Source organism: uncultured Parvibaculum sp. (genome assembly GCF_963975745.1).
Taxonomy (GTDB): domain Bacteria; phylum Pseudomonadota; class Alphaproteobacteria; order Parvibaculales; family Parvibaculaceae; genus Parvibaculum.
Genome location: NZ_CAXBIB010000003.1, coordinates 96509 through 113299, shown reverse-complemented (window position 1 = coordinate 113299; position 16791 = coordinate 96509). Strand labels below are relative to the sequence as shown.

17 protein-coding genes are annotated in these 16791 nt (G+C 63.6%); 5 read left to right on the top strand and 12 right to left on the bottom strand.

The genetic code is table 11. The features are described from left to right. Window positions 1-22 precede the first annotated feature (22 nt). Genes AAC071_RS03570 through AAC071_RS03560 form a run of 3 tightly spaced genes read right to left on the bottom strand, consistent with a single transcriptional unit; the run spans window position 23 to window position 2075 of the window. A complete protein-coding gene (locus AAC071_RS03570) occupies window positions 23-703 on the bottom strand; it encodes a hypothetical protein (RefSeq protein WP_339830090.1) in 681 nt (226 codons plus the stop codon). A gap of 5 nt (window positions 704-708) precedes the next feature. Then, on the bottom strand, window positions 709-1800 hold the full coding sequence (locus AAC071_RS03565) for a hypothetical protein (protein ID WP_339830088.1): 1092 nt from the start codon (window positions 1798-1800) through the stop codon (window positions 709-711). Then, window positions 1797-2075: a hypothetical protein gene (locus AAC071_RS03560; protein ID WP_339830086.1), complete on the bottom strand. Its 279-nt coding sequence runs from the start codon at window positions 2073-2075 to the stop codon at window positions 1797-1799. The genes AAC071_RS03565 and AAC071_RS03560 overlap by 4 nt, the downstream gene beginning before the upstream one ends. 323 nt (window positions 2076-2398) lie before the next feature. Here AAC071_RS03560 and AAC071_RS03555 point away from each other — a divergent pair, with 323 nt between their 5' ends. Further along, entirely contained in the window at window positions 2399-3046 is a 648-nt protein-coding gene (locus tag AAC071_RS03555; protein WP_339830084.1) for a class I SAM-dependent methyltransferase, read from the top strand. Between the two features lie 23 nt (window positions 3047-3069). Here AAC071_RS03555 and AAC071_RS03550 read toward each other — a convergent pair whose 3' ends face one another. Together AAC071_RS03550 and AAC071_RS03545 are read right to left on the bottom strand one after the other, a co-directional pair. Next, window positions 3070-5073 (bottom strand): protein meaA, encoded by a 2004-nt coding sequence (locus AAC071_RS03550; RefSeq protein WP_339830082.1) that lies wholly within the window; start codon window positions 5071-5073, stop codon window positions 3070-3072. Between the two features lie 92 nt (window positions 5074-5165). Further along, entirely contained in the window at window positions 5166-6203 is a 1038-nt protein-coding gene (locus tag AAC071_RS03545; protein ID WP_339830080.1) for an alcohol dehydrogenase catalytic domain-containing protein, read from the bottom strand. A gap of 167 nt (window positions 6204-6370) precedes the next feature. On the opposite strand from AAC071_RS03545, the gene AAC071_RS03540 reads away from it, so the two are divergent. Both AAC071_RS03540 and AAC071_RS03535 read left to right on the top strand, forming a co-directional pair. After that, the gene (locus tag AAC071_RS03540) at window positions 6371-7300 is read left to right on the top strand and encodes a LysR substrate-binding domain-containing protein (RefSeq protein WP_339830078.1); all 930 of its coding nucleotides are present in this window, start codon (window positions 6371-6373) and stop codon (window positions 7298-7300) included. Between the two features lie 72 nt (window positions 7301-7372). Then, window positions 7373-8620: an acyl-CoA dehydrogenase family protein gene (locus AAC071_RS03535; protein ID WP_339830076.1), complete on the top strand. Its 1248-nt coding sequence runs from the start codon at window positions 7373-7375 to the stop codon at window positions 8618-8620. A gap of 92 nt (window positions 8621-8712) precedes the next feature. Here AAC071_RS03535 and AAC071_RS03530 read toward each other — a convergent pair whose 3' ends face one another. Next, entirely contained in the window at window positions 8713-9804 is a 1092-nt protein-coding gene (locus AAC071_RS03530; RefSeq protein ID WP_339830074.1) for a ferritin-like domain-containing protein, read from the bottom strand. 202 nt (window positions 9805-10006) lie between these two features. Between AAC071_RS03530 and ccrA the strand changes: the two genes are divergently transcribed. After that, window positions 10007-11272, top strand: coding sequence for a crotonyl-CoA carboxylase/reductase (ccrA, locus tag AAC071_RS03525; protein WP_339830072.1), 1266 nt, complete (start codon window positions 10007-10009; stop codon window positions 11270-11272). Window positions 11273-11545: 273 nt separating this feature from the next. Here ccrA and AAC071_RS03520 read toward each other — a convergent pair whose 3' ends face one another. Genes AAC071_RS03520 through AAC071_RS03510 form a run of 3 tightly spaced genes read right to left on the bottom strand, consistent with a single transcriptional unit; the run spans window position 11546 to window position 13231 of the window. Then, window positions 11546-12340 (bottom strand): sulfite exporter TauE/SafE family protein, encoded by a 795-nt coding sequence (locus AAC071_RS03520; RefSeq protein WP_339830070.1) that lies wholly within the window; start codon window positions 12338-12340, stop codon window positions 11546-11548. Window positions 12341-12356: 16 nt separating this feature from the next. Further along, window positions 12357-12878 (bottom strand): rhodanese family protein, encoded by a 522-nt coding sequence (locus tag AAC071_RS03515; protein ID WP_339830068.1) that lies wholly within the window; start codon window positions 12876-12878, stop codon window positions 12357-12359. 41 nt (window positions 12879-12919) lie between these two features. After that, entirely contained in the window at window positions 12920-13231 is a 312-nt protein-coding gene (locus AAC071_RS03510; RefSeq protein WP_339830066.1) for a metalloregulator ArsR/SmtB family transcription factor, read from the bottom strand. 114 nt (window positions 13232-13345) lie between these two features. Between AAC071_RS03510 and AAC071_RS03505 the strand changes: the two genes are divergently transcribed. Beyond that, window positions 13346-14236 (top strand): MBL fold metallo-hydrolase, encoded by an 891-nt coding sequence (locus AAC071_RS03505; RefSeq protein WP_339830064.1) that lies wholly within the window; start codon window positions 13346-13348, stop codon window positions 14234-14236. Between the two features lie 25 nt (window positions 14237-14261). Here AAC071_RS03505 and AAC071_RS03500 read toward each other — a convergent pair whose 3' ends face one another. From AAC071_RS03500 to AAC071_RS03490, 3 genes are all read right to left on the bottom strand, one after another. Further along, complete coding sequence (locus AAC071_RS03500) at window positions 14262-14420, bottom strand: hypothetical protein (RefSeq protein ID WP_339830062.1); 159 nt, start codon at window positions 14418-14420, stop codon at window positions 14262-14264. Window positions 14421-14442: 22 nt separating this feature from the next. Further along, a complete protein-coding gene (locus AAC071_RS03495; RefSeq protein WP_339830060.1) occupies window positions 14443-14826 on the bottom strand; it encodes a MarR family transcriptional regulator in 384 nt (127 codons plus the stop codon). 392 nt (window positions 14827-15218) lie between these two features. Continuing rightward, window positions 15219-16667, bottom strand: a complete 1449-nt coding sequence (locus AAC071_RS03490) for a TrkH family potassium uptake protein (protein WP_339830058.1) — start codon at window positions 16665-16667, stop codon at window positions 15219-15221. Window positions 16668-16791 lie beyond the last annotated feature (124 nt).

Sequence of the window (16791 nt, the reverse complement as noted above, 5' to 3'; positions counted from 1 at the left end):
GGGCTACCGCGTCAAAACCGCTTCACCAGTCGTAAAGGCCCGTGAAGCGCGTGAAACCCGCAGCATCCGACCATGTTTTCCATTGCTCGCGCGCCCGCTTGGTGACCGCCGGACTACCGCCGCCCTGGCCGACTCCCAGGATCATGAGTTCGCTGCAGCCACTGAAATAGGGCTCGGGCTTCGGCAGCGCAGCACCGCGCAGCATCCGGGCATCGCTCGAATCCTCGAAACCGTCGGTCAGCAGAATGATCCGCACATCGCTGGCCGCGCAATCGACCTGATGCGACATCGTTTCCATGAAGGAGACGATAAAGGTCCAGTCCTGCGCCTTGAGCTTGCCCTCGGCGACCAGTTGCGGCAGCGCCGCGACCAGAGCCGAAATGCCTTCCGCCACCGATTCGGGCCGTGCCCGTGCCGAAATGACTTCGTCGATCTTGAGCGGATTGGCGGAGGAATCATAGGCCCCGAAGCTCCGCACCATGACGCGCGAACGCACCGGCAACTTGTCGATTTCCGATGTCAGGCGAGATGCAACACGCGCGGCATAGGCTGCATCGTCGACCAGCGGATTGCTCTTGGAGAGATCGAGCCCGATGATGACTGTCTGTGGCCGCTGCGGCGCGTCGACCGCATCCGCCTTGACGGCGAGAAATGGTGTCGAAAGCAGGACGGCAGCAAGTCCGAATGTGACGGCAACCCGCATGACGGTCACTCGCCTGCGGGAAGGCGGCGCGACCCGCGCGGCGGCAGGATTTCGCCGAAAGGTTCGCGGACCGATTCCAGACGCGCCGGCCCCGCTTTCATCGCATTGCGCGAGCGGCGTTCCCACCAGTCGTCGAACAGCTTTTCATAGCGTCCGAGATGCCGTGATTCCTCGCAGGCCTTGACCCGGTCGACACCGCCCAGCCCGCTGGTAAGCGCCTTGTCCTTGCGCAATCCGAGGAAGCCGCGTCCGCTGCGCGGCAGCGCCGCAACGCCGTTGCGGCGCGCATCTTCGAGCCCCTGCTCATAGGACCGGCATTCGCGCATCAGACCCGTCCAGAGCAGATGGCGCCGGTTCTCCGGCCCCTCCATCTCCGCCAGCGCGTGACGATTGCTGTCATATTCGGCCTCGAGCGCGGCGAGCTGCTCCATCGCGACACGGCGATGCTTGAAGTCGCGCGCGTGGAAGACGCGGCGCAGCGCCACGACCGCATAATGAATGCAGAGGGCAGCAACCCCCGTCACCACGAGAAACACGATCCCGAGCGAGGCAAGCCAGGCCAGCGGCTGCCAGCCGCGCATCTGATCGACCTCGGAAGCGACCCGGCCGGTTTCCTGTGTCGCCGTCGAGGCGATACCGAGACCGGCAAGCGCATTGCTGAGCGAACCACCGACAACGCCATCGCTGGTCGCGGCAATGCCATTGGGCAGCGACATCAATGCCAGCAGCACACCGACGCCAAGCAGCATGGCCAGCGCCAGCACGAAGACGATGCGGACGAAAACGGCCTTGCCGAAAGCGCTGAGCTGTTCATAGAGAATATGCGCGGCGACGGTGGCGAACAGCACCTGCATCGATTTGAAGGCAACCGACGAACCGAGCGCGCCCGGCAGTTCGAGGAATTCATTGGCGAGCGCCCGCGTCCAGAATTCGCTGACGATCGCATAATCGACGACAAGCGCGCCGGCGGCGATGAGCCCGATCAGGATGAAGGCGAAGAGATGAAACGAGGCGAAACGCGCCTCGCGTTCGCTGGCGACATAATTGCGCGAAATTTGTGCGCGCGTGTCTTCGGGAATGAGTGTCGTCGCGCTCATGATTTTGCCCTCCGGCTGAAGAAGCCCTTGCGCTTCGGCGCTTCGGCCGCGGCGCTCTCGAGCGGCGCCGACAGGCGCTTGGCAAGCTCGACGACTTCGCGCTCCAGCGTTTCCTGCCGTGCGCGCCGCTGCGCCAGTTCGGCCGCATAGGCCGCATCGAGCTCGGAAAGTCTGGAAAATACATGAAGTTCGGGCAGCGGCTCGGCGGCGCGGCCATAATGATAGGCCGTCTGTCCCTTGCCCTGCGTCCCACCCGCATCGAAACCATCACTCATCGACCAGCCCTTTCCTGACGCAACCGGCGTTAACACTCGGCAAAAGTGTAACACCGGAAAAAGTGCAGGCGGAGTCGGCCACAATCAAAACATCGAGAAGGGAGACGCCCGCCACATCTTAACGACCCGTGCCATTGAAGGACTCCAATGCGGCGGAAACATTATGGGAATATGGCAAGAATGTGATCCACGCGGCCAATCAGCCTGAGCGCACTCGTTGCGCGGCAGCTTTCCGCTCCACCACCTATATGCGAAACAGATGGCGGTCGGGCGGCAGGCCGGGCTCAAACGACGCAGGTCATAGACAGGTTCAGGAGACGTGGATGAGCGGCAAGGACACACAATTCTGGGACAAGGCGGCCCGAAAATACGCGACCTCTCCTATTGCCGACATTGCTGGTTTCGAGAAGACGCTGGCGCGGACACGCGAACTGCTCTCACCCTGTCACCGTGTGCTGGAACTGGGTTGTGGGACGGGCACAGCGGCCCTAAGACTTGCAGATGCCGTGGAAAACTATCTCGCCACCGACATTTCCGCGCAGATGATCACGATCGCCAATGAAAAGCTTGCCAGTCAGGGCAGCGACGCACTGAAGGACGGATTGAGCTTCCGGCAAGCGACCGCCGACACATTGACGACCGAGCAGGTCAAGTACGATGCCGTTCTCGGCTTCAGCTATCTCCATCTGGCTGGCGACCTGCCAAGGGCGCTCGGCAATATCCGTCAAATGCTGCTTCCGGGAGGACTGTTCATCTCAAAAACACCCTGTATCGGTGACATGAATCCGCTGGTTGGCCTTGCGATCCCGTTTATGCGCATGATCGGTAAGGCGCCATTCTCCGTGGCAACCTTTTCGTCCGTTGAATTGGAGAAAGCGATTCGTGAGGCGGGTTTTGAAACTCACTTCACCGAGCGCCATGGTTCGAAGAAGAAAGACATCCGGCCATTTATCGTCGCGCGTGCGCCTTGATCGAATTCAGGGGCTACAAATTTTCACGCCGCCTCGTCCGTATTGTAGTCGACCAGCCGCACGACCTCGGCCATGATGTCGGTGATCTGGAAGTCCTTGGGTGTGTAGATGGCGGCGACGCCGGCGGCGCGGAGCTTTTCCTCGTCATCCGCCGGAATGATGCCGCCGACAACGACCGGGATATCGGAGAGCCCTGCGTCGCGCATCCGCGTCATCACATCCTCGACCAGCGGCACATGGGAGCCCGACAGGATCGACAGGCCGACGACATGGACGTCGCCTTCCTGTGCCGACTGGACGATCTGTTCAGGTGTCAGCCGGATGCCGTCATAGACGACATCCATGCCGCAATCGCGCGCGCGCACGGCGATCTGCTCGGCACCGTTGGAGTGGCCGTCGAGACCGGGTTTACCAACCAGGAACTTGAGGCGGCGGCCAAGTTTGGACGACACTGCGTCGACCATGGCGCGCACCGGATCGAGATCGCCCGGCGCATTGCGCGCGGCGCGGGAGACACCGGTCGGCGCGCGATACTCGCCGAAGATGCTGCGCAGCGCCGTGCCCCATTCGCCGGTGGTGACGCCGGCCTTGGCGCAGGCAATCGAAGGTTCCATGATGTTGCGGCCTTCCTTCGCCGCCGCACGCAGATCGGCAAGCGCCGCCTCGACCGCGTCATTGTCGCGCGCCGCGCGCCACTTCTTCAGCGCGGCGACCTGCTCGGCCTCGACGCCGGCATCGACGACATGGATCGAACCCGCACCGGTCGATAGCGGCGACGGTGCCGTTTCGACATAGCGGTTGACGCCGACCACGACCTGACGCCCGGCCTCGATCTCCTCGAGCCGCGCCGAATTGGATTCGACGAGGCGCTCCTTCATGTAGGCGCTGTCGACGGCGGCGACCGCCCCGCCCATCTGGTCGATACGCGCAAGCTCTTCCCGGGCCTCTGCCTTCAGGGCTTCGACCTTGGCGTCCATCACCGTCGAGCCGTCGAAGATATCGCCATACTCGAGAAGATCGGTTTCATAGGCGAGAATCTGCTGCGCGCGCAGCGACCATTGCTGATCCCAGGGACGCGGCAATCCGAGCGCCTCGTTCCAGGCCGGCAATTGCACGGCGCGCGCGCGCGCATTCTTCGACAGCGTAACGGCCAGCATTTCGAGCAGGATGCGATAGACGTTGTTTTCCGGCTGCTGCTCGGTGAGGCCGAGCGAGTTGACCTGCACGCCATAACGGAAGCGGCGCAGCTTGGCGTCCTCGACGCCGTAGCGGTCACGGCAAATCTCCTCCCACAGATCGACGAAGGCCCGCATCTTGGCGATCTCGGTGATGAAGCGCACGCCGGCATTGACGAAAAAGCTGATGCGGCCGACGACCTGCGGAAAATCCTTCTCCGGCACCTGGCCGCTTGCCTTCAGCCGGTCGAGAACGGCTTGCGCGGTTGCCAGCGCAAAGGCGAGTTCCTGCACCGGCGTCGCACCCGCTTCCTGCAAGTGATAGGAGCAGACATTGGTGGGGTTCCACTTCGGCACTTCGCGGTAGGTGTAGGAAACGATGTCGGTGATCAGGCGCATCGACGGTTCGGGCGGAAACACATAGGTGCCGCGCGAGAGATACTCCTTGATGATGTCGTTCTGGACCGTGCCCTGAAGCTTCTTGCGGTCGGCGCCGTGCTCGTCCGCCACCGCGATATAGAGCGCCAGCAGCCAGGCCGCCGTGGCATTGATCGTCATCGAGGTGTTCATCTGCTCCATCGGGATGCCCTCGAAAAGGGCCCGCATGTCGCCGATATGCGAAACCGGTACGCCGACCTTGCCGACCTCACCTTTCGCAAGAATATGATCGGCGTCGTAGCCCGTCTGCGTCGGTAGGTCGAAGGCGATCGACAACCCGGTCTGGCCGCGCGACAGATTGGTGCGGTAGAGCTCGTTCGACGCCTTGGCCGTCGAATGGCCGGCATAGGTGCGGAAGATCCAGGGCTTGTCCTTGCCCGGACCGCCCTTGCCGTTCTCGCCGTTCCCGCTCATCGCCTGACCTCGCGTCATCAAACCGTTGCGAGGGGATTATCACACCCCCAGCTACGCTGCAAAAGGCCCGGCGGAAGCAGAGAAACCGGCGGTTACGTCCAATCGTTGCGAAACACGATCTTCGGGGCCGGATCGGCCATCGCATCGGCCGCATCGCTGAACGGCACGATAAGGCTCGTGATGCGCTCCGGGTGCATATGGCCGCAATGGATGTGTCCGATGACATCCGGCATTTCGCGCCTTGCATGGACGCGGCCGGTATGGAAGGTGATGCCAGCACCATACATGCGCAGGAACGGCAGAACGACCTTGTCTTCGTAGTAGATCGCAACGCTGGTGCAGACGCCGCAAGGCGCTGTTGAGCGAATGGCCAATCGAAGCGCCTCCGCCTCGCCCGACGCGTCCACCGTGATGGGGAAGGATCCAAGCGCAGGCATATCAGGCGCAAGCGTGAGTTCGATCACTTCCGCGCCGACATCCTTCGCAAGCCTGAGACGCTGCGGGTCCGTGTCCGCATAGACGACCCGCGATGCACCGAGCGAAACGGCCGCCATCGCGGCATAAAGGCCGACGCTTTGCGCCGCACCGCCGATCACAAGAACGGCCGCGCCTGGGTATGCTGCAAGATGCGGCGCGACGGCACGCCAGCCGTCCGGAATATTGTCAGGCGCACTCGCAAGCGCTTCCGCCGAAACACCGTCCGGCTTCTGTACGAGCATGTGATCCGCGAAGGGAACCCGAAGGAGCTCCGAAATCGCACCCCCGAATTCGACGCCGGAAAGCGGCTTCATGCCGAAGCAGGCGCGGTTTGGCACTGCGGTGCAGGCATTGGTCCAGCCGCGGCGGCAGTTGTCGCACTCGCCGCAACTGATCTGGAAAGGAACGACGACCTGATCGCCCGGCCGGAACCGGGCGACATGGTCTCCCGTCTCGACGACCACACCGACCATCTCATGGCCCATCGCGAAGGGGCCCGGAAAGGGCGCCCGCCCATTCGCGATGTAGAGATCGAGATCGCAACGCGCCACCGCGACCGGCCTGACCAGCGCATCGCCGGGCGAGGAAATAACCGGCACCGGCACATCCCACCATTCGAATGTACCGGGTTTGATGAAAGTGAGCTGTCGCATGGCCTGGATCTCCAACAAACATGACGAGACCACGGAGATAGGGCCGGCGGGCCGCCCGCGACAAATGAATAGGCCGTCATATAGATGAATAAGACTCATCTATAAAATCCGATAACGCCCTATTTATTGAGCTAGAATGATTTTGTGCATGAAACAGGATCACTTACATGGACGATCTCCCTTCGCCGGCGGCCTTGCGGACATTCCATCTGGCGGCGCTTACGCTGAGCTTCCGGCGCACCGCTGACGCCCTGGGCGTCACCCCGTCGGCCGTCAGCCACCAGATTCGCGCCCTCGAACGGGAGCTTGGCACGCCGCTTTTCCGGCGCCTCACACGCGCGATCGAGCTGACGCCCGAGGGCGAATTCTACTGGGGCTTCATACGCCGGGGCTTCGAGACAATGACTGAAGGCACGGCGCGACTGCGGGAGCGCGAAACGGACAAGGTGCTGCGCGTGAGCGCCCTTCCCTTCTTCACGAGCGTCTGCCTGATCCCGCGTCTCAGCGCCTTTCACAAGGCACATCCCGGCATCGAACTCGTCATCGAAACATCCAACCGGCTGGCAGACTTCGCGCGCGATCCGGTGGACATCGCCATCAGAAATCTCCGCAGGCCCGAGCAGGGTCTCGTTTCGAAGAAGCTCCTCGACATCCGCGGCGAAGTGCTTTGCGCGCCCGAACTGGCGGGCGAAATCACCGGGCCGTCCGGCCTTGCGCGGCAGACTCTCATTCATGTCCTTCCCCGGCCGGACGCCTGGGCGAACTGGCTGAAGGCAGCTGGCGTTCCCGGCCTGCAGCCGGCGGGCGAACTCTGGGTGGATACGGTGCCCGCCGCCCTTCAGGCCGCAGCGGAAGGACATGGCGTCGTACTCGGCATGGCGCCGCTCATCTGGATCTCCGACCTTCCGCCACGCCTGGTCCGTCCGTTCGAGAAAAAAGTGCCGGGGGACTCCTCCTATTACCTCGTGCATCGGCCCGAAGATGCCGCCAGGCCGAAGATCCGCGCCTTCACGGCATGGCTTACCGGCGAAATGAAAGCAGTCTCGCGATTGCGGGGGCCGCGCATGTCCGGCCAATCGTTTCGGAAGAAGACTTAGGATATCGCGCCGCGGCCGGACGGGTTAACCTGCGCGCATCGAAACTGAAAACGCAACGGATGGACGGAATTCATGTCAGACCTCAATCAAGACCTGTTTCAGCTGGCGATGTCGGAAAAGGCGCGGCCGCTGATGGCTGCCGTACAGAAGCACATCGCCGAAAATGTCGAGCCGATCACCGAGGAATTTTTCCGCCTCAACGACGAGAAGACCGACCGCTGGTCCTGGCACCCGCGCCAGCTCGAGCTGCTGGAAGGCGCCAAGAACAAGGCCAAGGAATCCGGTCTCTGGAATTTCTTCCTGCCGGACTCCGAAATCGGCTCCGGCCTGACCAATCTCGACTATGCCTATATCGCCGTCGAGCTCGGAAAATCGCCGCTGGCCTCCGAATCTCTCAATTGCAGCGCGCCCGACACCGGCAACATGGAGGTGCTGGAGCGCGTTGGCACGCCGGCGCAGAAGAAGAAGTGGCTGGAGCCGTTGCTCAATGGCGAGATCCGCTCGGCCTATGCGATGACCGAACCGGATGTGCCGAGTTCCGACGCCAAGAATGTGCGCACCAGCGCCGTGCTCGATGGCGACGACTGGGTCATCAATGGCGAGAAGTTCTACATTTCCGGCGCCGGCGACCCGCGCTGCAAGATCATGATCGTGATGGTGCGCACGAGCCCCGACGCCCCGCCCAGCAAGCAGCAGTCGCAGATTCTCGTGCCGATCGACACGCCCGGCGTCGAGATTCTGGGGCCGATGAAGGTTTTCGGCAAGGACCACGCGCCCCACGGCCATATGCATATCCGCTTCAGCAATGTGCGCGTGCCGAAGGAAAACATCCTGCTCGGCGAAGGCCGCGGCTTCGAAATCAGCCAGGTTCGCCTGGGGCCCGGCCGCATCCATCACTGCATGCGCTCGATCGGCAAGGCCGAAAAGGCGCTGGAACTGATGGTGAAGCGCGCCGCGACGCGCGAGGCCTTCGGCAAGCCCATTGCAAAGCTCGGCGGCAACCTCGAGATCATCTCGCGCGCCCGCATCGAGATCAACGCGATGCGCCTTGCCGTCCTTCAGGCTGCGAAGGCGATGGATGTGCTGGGCAACAAGGAAGCCCGGGTCTATGTCAGCGCGGTCAAGGCGATGGTGCCGGAGAAGGTCTGCCTTATCATCGACCAGGCGATCCAGATGCACGGCGCCGCCGGCATCTCGCAATGGACGCCGCTTGCCGACATGTATACCGACATGCGCCACCTGCGCTTTGCCGACGGTCCCGACGAAGTGCATCACATGGTCGTCGGCCGCGCCGAAGTGCAGAAGCATGGTCTCTGGTAGGACCGACACACTGACGGCACCAAAATCAGAATCGCCGCGTGGAAAAATTCCACGCGGCGATTTTTCATCGATAGAAAAACTCGCAGCGACGCTTATTCAGCCGCCGTCGCCTGCCCGCCGGCACGTGCCGCGATGCGTTCTATATGCTTGCGGCGCGCATCGAATTCGCGGGCGATATTGTCGTCGGCCTGCTGCATGGCATCGACATCCTGGTCGGCATAGGCCAGCACGCCCATTTCCTCGTATCCCTTGCGGATGCGCGGACCCCAGAGGCCGACATCCTTGACAATCGGCACGATGCGCTGAAACAGCGAATTGCGGAATGTCTGCATGAAGCCGGAATGATACATGTGCTCGCCACAGGCGACCGGGTCGAGGCCGAGATTCTTCCACACCTCGACCGCATCGAAGCGGTCGCGCATCAGGTAGCTGGCCTCGAGCAGGAACTCCTCGCGTTCGTCGCGCTCCTTCTCGGAGATCTTCGGATAGAAATCGCGCAGCGCCAGACGGCCGAAAGCGACATGCCGCGCCTCGTCCTGCATCACATAGGCGTTGACGGCGGCGGCCAGCGGGTTCTGCGCATTGTCGCGGATCTGGGCGAAGGAGGCGAGCGCCAGCCCCTCGATCACCACCTGCATGCCGAGATAGGTCATGTCCCAGCGGCTGTCGCGCAGCGTCTGTTCGATCAGGTCCTGCAGCGGTTTCGTCATCGGATAGACGATCGCGAACTTCTCGAGCAGGCGTTTGTAGCTTTCGACATGACGCGCTTCGTCGATCACCTGTGTCGAGGCATAGAACTTCGAATCCATGTCCGGCACTTGCGTGACGATCTTGGCGGTGCAGATCAGCGCGCCCTGCTCGCCCTGCATGAACTGCGACAGCTGCCAGGCCTGAAAATGCTTGCGCACATTGGCCTTCTCCTTGCGCGACATCTTCTCGAACTGCGCCATGCCGTTGATCGGCAGCATCTCGTCGGGCAGTTGCTCGGGATTATCCTCGTCGAGCTCCTGGCTCCAGTCGATGCGCGTATTGGCATCCCACTGCATCTCGACGCCCTTGCGATAGAGACCCATCATCGCGGCGCGTTCGGGATCGTATTCCCAGTTGAACATCACGTCGAAACCCTGCGGCACGGCCCAGTGGCTGCCTTCGAGTTCGATCGCATATTGCTTGCTGAAACTCATGCGGCTCTCTCCTCCCAAAAAGATCCTCGATGCGGAGTATAACTCCGCATTTTCGTTTCCGCCATGTCAAAGAAGCCGCAGGATTCCAGCATTTCCGCCGCAAATACGCGATATTGCAGTGCAAAAATGCCTTGCATCCGCAGCGTCAAATGCCAATGATCCGCGCCATCGAGCGGCCCCGGAACGCGGACGAGGTGGAGTTATGACGTATACGGAAAAAAAGGACCTCTACGAGATCGGCGAGATCCCGCCGCTCGGCCATGTGCCGGCGAAGATGTATGCCTGGACCATCCGCCGCGACCGCGAAGGCCCGCCGCAACAGGCGATGCAGGTGGAAGCCGTGCCGACCTGGGAGATCGATTCCAACGAGGTGCTGGTGCTCGTGATGGCGGCCGGCGTCAACTACAACGGCGTCTGGGCCGGCCTCGGCACGCCGATCTCGGTCTTCGACGTCCACAAGCAGCCCTATCACATCGCCGGCTCGGATGCCTCGGGCATCGTCTATGCGGTCGGCGCCAAGGTGAAACGCTGGAAGGTCGGCGACGAGGTCGTCATCCATTGCAACCAGGACGACGGCGACGACGAGGAATGCAATGGCGGCGATCCGATGTTCTCGCCCTCCCAGCGCATCTGGGGCTATGAAACGCCGGACGGTTCCTTCGCGCAGTTCTGCCGCGTGCAATCGCAGCAGCTGATGCCGCGCCCGAAACATCTGACATGGGAAGAGAGCGCCTGCTACACGCTGACGCTGGCGACCGCCTATCGCATGCTGTTCGGCCATGCGCCGCATATTCTGGCGCCGGGCCAGAACGTGCTGGTCTGGGGCGCATCCGGCGGCCTCGGTTCCTTCGCCGTGCAGCTCTGCGCGACGGCGGGTGCACATGCCATCGGCGTCATTTCGGATGACAGCAAGCACGACTTCGTGATGTCGATGGGTGCCAAGGGCGTCATCAACCGCAAGAACTTCAATTGCTGGGGCCAGCTGCCGAAGGTCAACTCGGCCGAGTTCAACGACTTCATGAAGGAGGCGCGCAAGTTCGGCAAGGCGATCTGGGACATCACCGGCAAGGGCATCGACCCCGACATCGTCTTCGAACATCCGGGCGAAGCGACGTTTCCGGTGTCCTGCATGGTCGCCAAGCGCGGCGGCATGGTGGTGTTCTGCGCCGGCACCAGCGGATTCAATCTGACATTCGACGCCCGATTCGTCTGGATGCGCCAGAAGCGCATCCAGGGTTCGCATTTCGCGCATCTGAAACAGGCGTCCGCCGCCAACCAGCTCGTCATCGAACGCCGCATCGACCCCTGCATGTCGGAGGTCTTTCCGTGGGCGGACATTCCGCTGGCGCATGACAAGATGTGGAAGAACGAGCACCTGCCGGGCAACATGGCGGTGCTGGTGTCGGCCGCGCGGCCGGGCCTCAGGACCTTCGAGGACACGGTCGAGGCGGGCCGGAAGGCCGCCTGAGTGGCGCCAATGTGACAGCGGAATCGGCAGCAGACCCCCCCTCTGTCACGCAACTGTCAAAAAAATGTCACAAATGGACTTGTCCCCGGGCCGACCCCCGGGGACAAGTGCCACTTATCCCCGCTCTCGGCCCCGTTGGCCTTCGCAGGTGCAGCGGGTGCGGCACGGTCAGAAAAACTTGTCCCCGGGGGTCCGGGCGGCGCCGGCGGGCGGGCGGCGCCGATTCGGCTGCCGGCGACGGCGCTTGTTCCCGGTACGGATTAACCGGCCGTCTTACAGAAACACCATCGCCCCCTGCCCGGCGACATAGAGCCCGATGGCGATGACGAGGCCGGCGAAGATCTGGACGAGCAGCGCCTTGCGCGCGGCGAGACGGCGGGAAAGGGCAACGCCGAGCGCGGCGCCGAAAAGACCGCCGGCCAGCAGCAGCACGGCCGCGTGCCAGTCGACCAGACCGGCCAGCGCATAGGAGGAGGCGGTGGCAAAGCCGAAGGCCGAAACCGAAACCAGCGACGAGCCGACCGCGAACAGGATCGGCATGTTGGTGGCGCCGATCAGACCCGGCACGATCAGAAAGCCGCCGCCGATGCCGAAGAAGCCCGACAGCAGACCGACCGCGAAGCCGTAGCCGACCAGCGACGGCAAGAGCGCGCGCGCCGAGGCGCGGTCGAGATGCACATCCGCATTGCCGCCCGCGCCCTTGCGCAGGAACATCGAGATGCCGACCGCGATCATCACGAGGCCGAACAGCCCGAGCAGCAGATCGCCATCGACCATCTTGCCGAGACGCGCGCCGCCAAAGGCGCCGGCGACGCCGGCCACGGCAAAGACCAGCGCGCAGGGCCATTTGACCGTGCGCGCGCGGGCATGGAGCAGGACGCCGGCCAGCGCATTGGCGCCGACGGCAATCGCACCGGTGCCGATCGCGACATGCGGCGAGGCGACGCCGACGACATAGACCAGCAGCGGCACGGCCAGAATGGAGCCGCCGGCGCCGATCAGACCGAGCGTCAGCCCGACCAGCGCACCGGCGGCCAGCGTGATCAGATCGACGGCGGCGAACTCCATGGCCCCGCGCTCCGGCTCAGGCGCGCAGCGCGCGGTTCCACGGCATCACGGTCAGGAGCCGCGCCATGCCGCAGAAGCCGGAGACGCCGGCAAAGACCAGACCGGCGCCGACAAAGCCCGAAAGCAGATAGAAGGCCGGATGGAGAGCCGCACCGAGCACGACGCCGATGACGACCAGCGAGCCGGCCGCGATCTGCACCTGGCGCATCAGTTCCAGCGGCTGGCCCTTGTCGATGGCGACGGGCAGGCCGGCCGACTTCCAGGCCTCGATGCCGCCTTCGAGAATATAGGCCTCGCAGGCACGCGCAGCGGCCAGCCGCGGCGCATTGGCCTTGGTGCGCATGCCGGACTTGCAGTGATAGATGACGATATCGGCATTGCCGGCGGCCGGGCCGGCGCCGAGCGCCGACAGGGGCTCATTGCGGGCGCCCGGGATGTGTTCGCGGGCGAATTCGTCGGCGTCGCGCACATCGATGACGACAGCGCCGCGCGCGGCAAGGGCCTTGGCTTCTTCGGGGGTCAGTGTCTTGAGGCTCATGATCTTTCTCCTTTGAGGCGCGGGAAGCGCGGGGGCGCGCATCAGGCGCAATAGATGTCTTTCAGGGTCTTCAGGATCTTCGCGGCGTCGGGATCGGCGATCCGGTAATGGACCGTCTGTGCCTGCCGGCGCGTGGCGACGAGGCCGTCCTCGCGCAGCTTGGCAAGATGCTGCGACAGCGCCGACATGCCGAGACCGGCTTCGGCCGCAAGCTCGCTGACGCTGGCCTCGCCCTTCACCGCCAGCGCGCAAAGCACCAGCAGGCGCTTTTCATTGGCCAGCAGGCGCAGCATCCGCGCCGCCTGACCGGCGCTTGCCGCCAGCATGGTCATGTCGCTCTTCATCATTCGCATCGAAACGGGCCTTTTCCGGTTCTTTTGTTTTAGATCTTGCTAATTTAGACACTTCTAATATATTTGTCAAGAGATGAACCCGGGCCCGGCCCGGAACGGATGAAGGAGACGACCATGACCAACGCAAACAAGCCGGAAATCAGCGGCTTTTTCGACGAGGCCACCAATACGGTGAGCTATCTGGTGGTCGATCCGGCGAGCCGCGCGGCCGCCTTTGTCGATCCCGTCCTCGATTTCGACCCGAAATCGGGCAAGGTCGCCACGGCCAGCGCCGACAGACTGCTCGACGCCGCCGAAAAGGCCGGGGCGCGGATCGAATGGATCCTCGAGACGCACGCCCATGCCGACCATCTCTCGGCCGCGCAGTATCTCAAGGCAAAGACCGGCGCCAGGATCGGCATCGGCGCGCATATCGACAATGTGCAGAAGATCTTCACGCCGATCTTCAACCAGAAGGGCCCGACCGACGGGCGCGAATTCGACCATCTGTTCAAGGAAGGCGAGACCTTCCATATCGGCGAATTGTCGGTGGAGGTGATCGCGACGCCGGGCCACACGCCGGCCTGCGTGTCCTACAAGATCGGCGACGCGGTTTTCGTCGGCGACACGCTGTTCATGCCCGATTACGGCACGGCCCGCGCCGACTTCCCCGGCGGCGATGCGCGCACGCTCTACCGCTCGATCCGGAAGCTGCTGGCGCTGCCCCCGGAAACGCGGCTCTTCCTCTGCCACGACTACAAGCCCGAAGGCCGCGACCATTATGTGTGGGAAACGACGGTGGGCGAACAGCGCGCCGCCAACATCCATGTCCATGAAGGCGTCGCCGAGGACGACTTCGTCACCATGCGCGAAAAGCGCGACGCAACGCTGGCCGCCCCCGTGCTGCTGCTCCCCTCGATCCAGGTCAATATCCGCGCCGGCCACGTGCCGCCGGCCGAAGACAACGGCAAGCGCTATCTGAAAATTCCGCTGACCGTGCCCGAGGAAGCGGATGAGAGCCTTTAGGGGCTCTCATTCGCGGGGCTGCCCGTCAGTCGTTCAGACCGAGCGCTTTCCGCACGTCGGCGGCATAATGCGTCTGCTCCCGCCCGTCGCGGACGCGCAGAAGAACAGCGGCGGCGAGGCGGTAGTCTTCAAGGTCTGCAAGCCGCCGCACCGCAATCGCTTCGCGGGATTTCGATTTCGTCATGCGCAACCGCTCCGGATAATGGTCAGGCAACACGCAACTTGTCGCCATCCGCGCAGATGTCGATCTCGACCTTGATCTTCCGCATGGCGAGGCGCGGCGCCTTGCGCCGTCCGTCCACTTTCATCCTGACGAAGCCCGCCGCGACCATCTTGGCGAGTGTCCGCGTCACATTGGGCTGGGCACGGCCGCTCATCGCGGCCAGCTCGGCGACCGAATTCGGCTTGCGGTCACGGATCAGCGCAAGCAAGGCGCGGTTCTCCGGCGAGAGCAGGCGCATCAGCACTTCGGCGGATTCAAAGCTCGGCACTGCGGCATCGGCCGGGGCGGGCTTATCGCCGCGCGCGACGGCGCGCATCTCCCGCTCCAGCGATTTCATGCTCTGAATCTTGTATCGTCCTGCGGTCATGTTCGCCTCTTTTGCTCAACGCCAATTGCCATGTCGTCCACACCGACAATCTGCCAGCACGCGCCAGACTTCACGGAAGAAATCCCGAAGGAGCGTATCCGCATCGCTGAACACATATGGCCTGCCGGGATCGTCGGCCGTCCGGTGCCAGTGATCGTTCGCCTCCGTCCGGCCCATGCAGCGTCAACGAACAAGACAGTCCGTGCGGCCGTCCCCGCTGTGCCCCGACACGCTTGATCTCGAAACCGATCCAGTAGCCTTTCTCCAGACGATGGATACGCCCGTCGAAAGCCAACAGGAACGCCAGCGTGTGATCCGCGGACCGCTTGTTCATATCATATCCTAATATGATATATATCGATGTCTTCCCGTCAAGACATCCATCCGCCCCCTTACCGCTCCCAGTAATCCTTCGAGAACATGACCAGCACCGTCAGCAGTTCGAGGCGGCCGAGCAGCATGGCGAGCGCCATGACGATCTTGGCGCCGTCGGGCAGGCTCGCATAATTGCCGGCGGGGCCGACCACGGCACCGAGGCCCGGACCGATATTGGCGATGGCCGAGACGGCAGAAGACAGCGCGGTGATGAAATCCAGACCGAAGGCCGCCAGCGCCAGCGCGACGACCACCATCGAGGCCAGATAGACGAAGACGAACAGCGCCACCGAGAAGACGATGTCGCGGCTGACCGTGCGGTTGCCGTAGCGCAGCGTCTGGGCGACATGCGGGAAAAGCGTCTGGCGGATCTGCGTCCTGAGCAGCATGGCCAGCACCTGCAGACGGAACATCTTCATGCCGCCCGAGGTCGAGCCGGTGCAGCCGCCGAGAAACATCAGGAACAGGAAGGCCATGACCGCAAAGGGGCCCCAGGCCGTGTAGTCGGTGCTGGCAAAGCCGGTGGTGGTGACGATGGAGGTGACGTTGAAGGCCGTGTAGCGCAGCGCCGTGAAGAAGGAATAGTCGCCACGCGCCGCCAGCCACAGCGCCATCACCACCGAGACCACGGCCAGCAGCGTGACGAAGCCGCGCACCTGCGGGTCGCCCCACAGCGTCTCGCCGGTGCCGCGCGCGGTATGGATGTAGAGCACCAGCGGCACGGCGCCCGATATCATGAACAGGATGGCGATCCAGTCGATCAGCGCGCTGTCGAAATGGCCGAACGAGGCGTCATGCGTCGAATAGCCGGCCGTGGCGACCGTCGTCATCGCATGGTTGAGCGCATCGAACGGCGCCATGCCGGCCAGCATATAGGCCAGCGCGCAGAGAAGCGTCAGCAGCAGATAGACCTCGCCGATGGCGACCGCGATCTGGCCGGGCCGGGGCAGCACCTTGTCGGAGCGGTCGGTGCTTTCGGTGCGGAAGAGCTGCATGCCGCCGACGCGCAGGAAGGGCAGAATGGCCACCGCCGTGACGATGATGCCGATGCCGCCGATCCATTGCAGCAGCGAGCGCCAGAGCAGCAGGCCGGGCGGCGTCATGTCGAGCCCGCTCATCACCGTGGCGCCGGTGGTGGTGAAGCCGGACATGGCCTCGAAAAAGGCATCCGTGTAGGACATGGCGGTATGCGACAGGGCGAAGGGCAGCGCCGAAAAGGCGCCGACCGAAAGCCAGGAGAGCACCGTGACGAGGAAGGTCGCGCGCTGGCCGAGATCGCGATCCTCGGTCTGGTTGGCCAGCATCAGCGCCCCGCCGACGAAGCCGGTGATGACCGAAGCCCCCAGAAAGGCCGGCCAGTCGCCGCTATTGGCGACCAGTTCGGCCAGGATCGGCACCAGCATCAGCACCGAAAGCGCCACCAGCAGCGCCCCGACCACAAGGCCGACAACCTTGGTGTTGTCCATCGAACCCCCGTTTGCGGGCCGCCGGGGCCCTTCGCCGCATCCACCCCGCCCGGCTGGCCGGACGGGGGTCTTCGAGATATATAGACATCGAGAGGGCGGCGCCATGCCGGCGGCCGCCGCTCAA

Bases quoted from the DNA above. Each gene is read 5' to 3' on its own strand.
- AAC071_RS03555 (WP_339830084.1), top strand. From the start codon at position 2,399: ATGAGCGGCAAGGACACACAATTCTGGGACAAGGCGGCCCGAAAATAC.
- AAC071_RS03510 (WP_339830066.1), bottom strand. From the start codon at position 13,231: ATGCGAATGATGAAGAGCGACATGACCATGCTGGCGGCAAGCGCCGGT.
- AAC071_RS03535 (WP_339830076.1), top strand. From the start codon at position 7,373: ATGTCAGACCTCAATCAAGACCTGTTTCAGCTGGCGATGTCGGAAAAG.
- AAC071_RS03570 (WP_339830090.1), bottom strand. From the start codon at position 703: ATGCGGGTTGCCGTCACATTCGGACTTGCTGCCGTCCTGCTTTCGACA.
- AAC071_RS03550 (WP_339830082.1), bottom strand. From the start codon at position 5,073: ATGAGCGGGAACGGCGAGAACGGCAAGGGCGGTCCGGGCAAGGACAAG.
- AAC071_RS03560 (WP_339830086.1), bottom strand. From the start codon at position 2,075: ATGAGTGATGGTTTCGATGCGGGTGGGACGCAGGGCAAGGGACAGACG.
- AAC071_RS03490 (WP_339830058.1), bottom strand. From the start codon at position 16,667: ATGGACAACACCAAGGTTGTCGGCCTTGTGGTCGGGGCGCTGCTGGTG.
- ccrA (WP_339830072.1), top strand. From the start codon at position 10,007: ATGACGTATACGGAAAAAAAGGACCTCTACGAGATCGGCGAGATCCCG.
- AAC071_RS03495 (WP_339830060.1), bottom strand. From the start codon at position 14,826: ATGACCGCAGGACGATACAAGATTCAGAGCATGAAATCGCTGGAGCGG.
- AAC071_RS03540 (WP_339830078.1), top strand. From the start codon at position 6,371: ATGGACGATCTCCCTTCGCCGGCGGCCTTGCGGACATTCCATCTGGCG.
- AAC071_RS03565 (WP_339830088.1), bottom strand. From the start codon at position 1,800: ATGAGCGCGACGACACTCATTCCCGAAGACACGCGCGCACAAATTTCG.
- AAC071_RS03505 (WP_339830064.1), top strand. From the start codon at position 13,346: ATGACCAACGCAAACAAGCCGGAAATCAGCGGCTTTTTCGACGAGGCC.
- AAC071_RS03500 (WP_339830062.1), bottom strand. From the start codon at position 14,420: ATGACGAAATCGAAATCCCGCGAAGCGATTGCGGTGCGGCGGCTTGCA.
- AAC071_RS03530 (WP_339830074.1), bottom strand. From the start codon at position 9,804: ATGAGTTTCAGCAAGCAATATGCGATCGAACTCGAAGGCAGCCACTGG.
- AAC071_RS03520 (WP_339830070.1), bottom strand. From the start codon at position 12,340: ATGGAGTTCGCCGCCGTCGATCTGATCACGCTGGCCGCCGGTGCGCTG.
- AAC071_RS03545 (WP_339830080.1), bottom strand. From the start codon at position 6,203: ATGCGACAGCTCACTTTCATCAAACCCGGTACATTCGAATGGTGGGAT.
- AAC071_RS03515 (WP_339830068.1), bottom strand. From the start codon at position 12,878: ATGAGCCTCAAGACACTGACCCCCGAAGAAGCCAAGGCCCTTGCCGCG.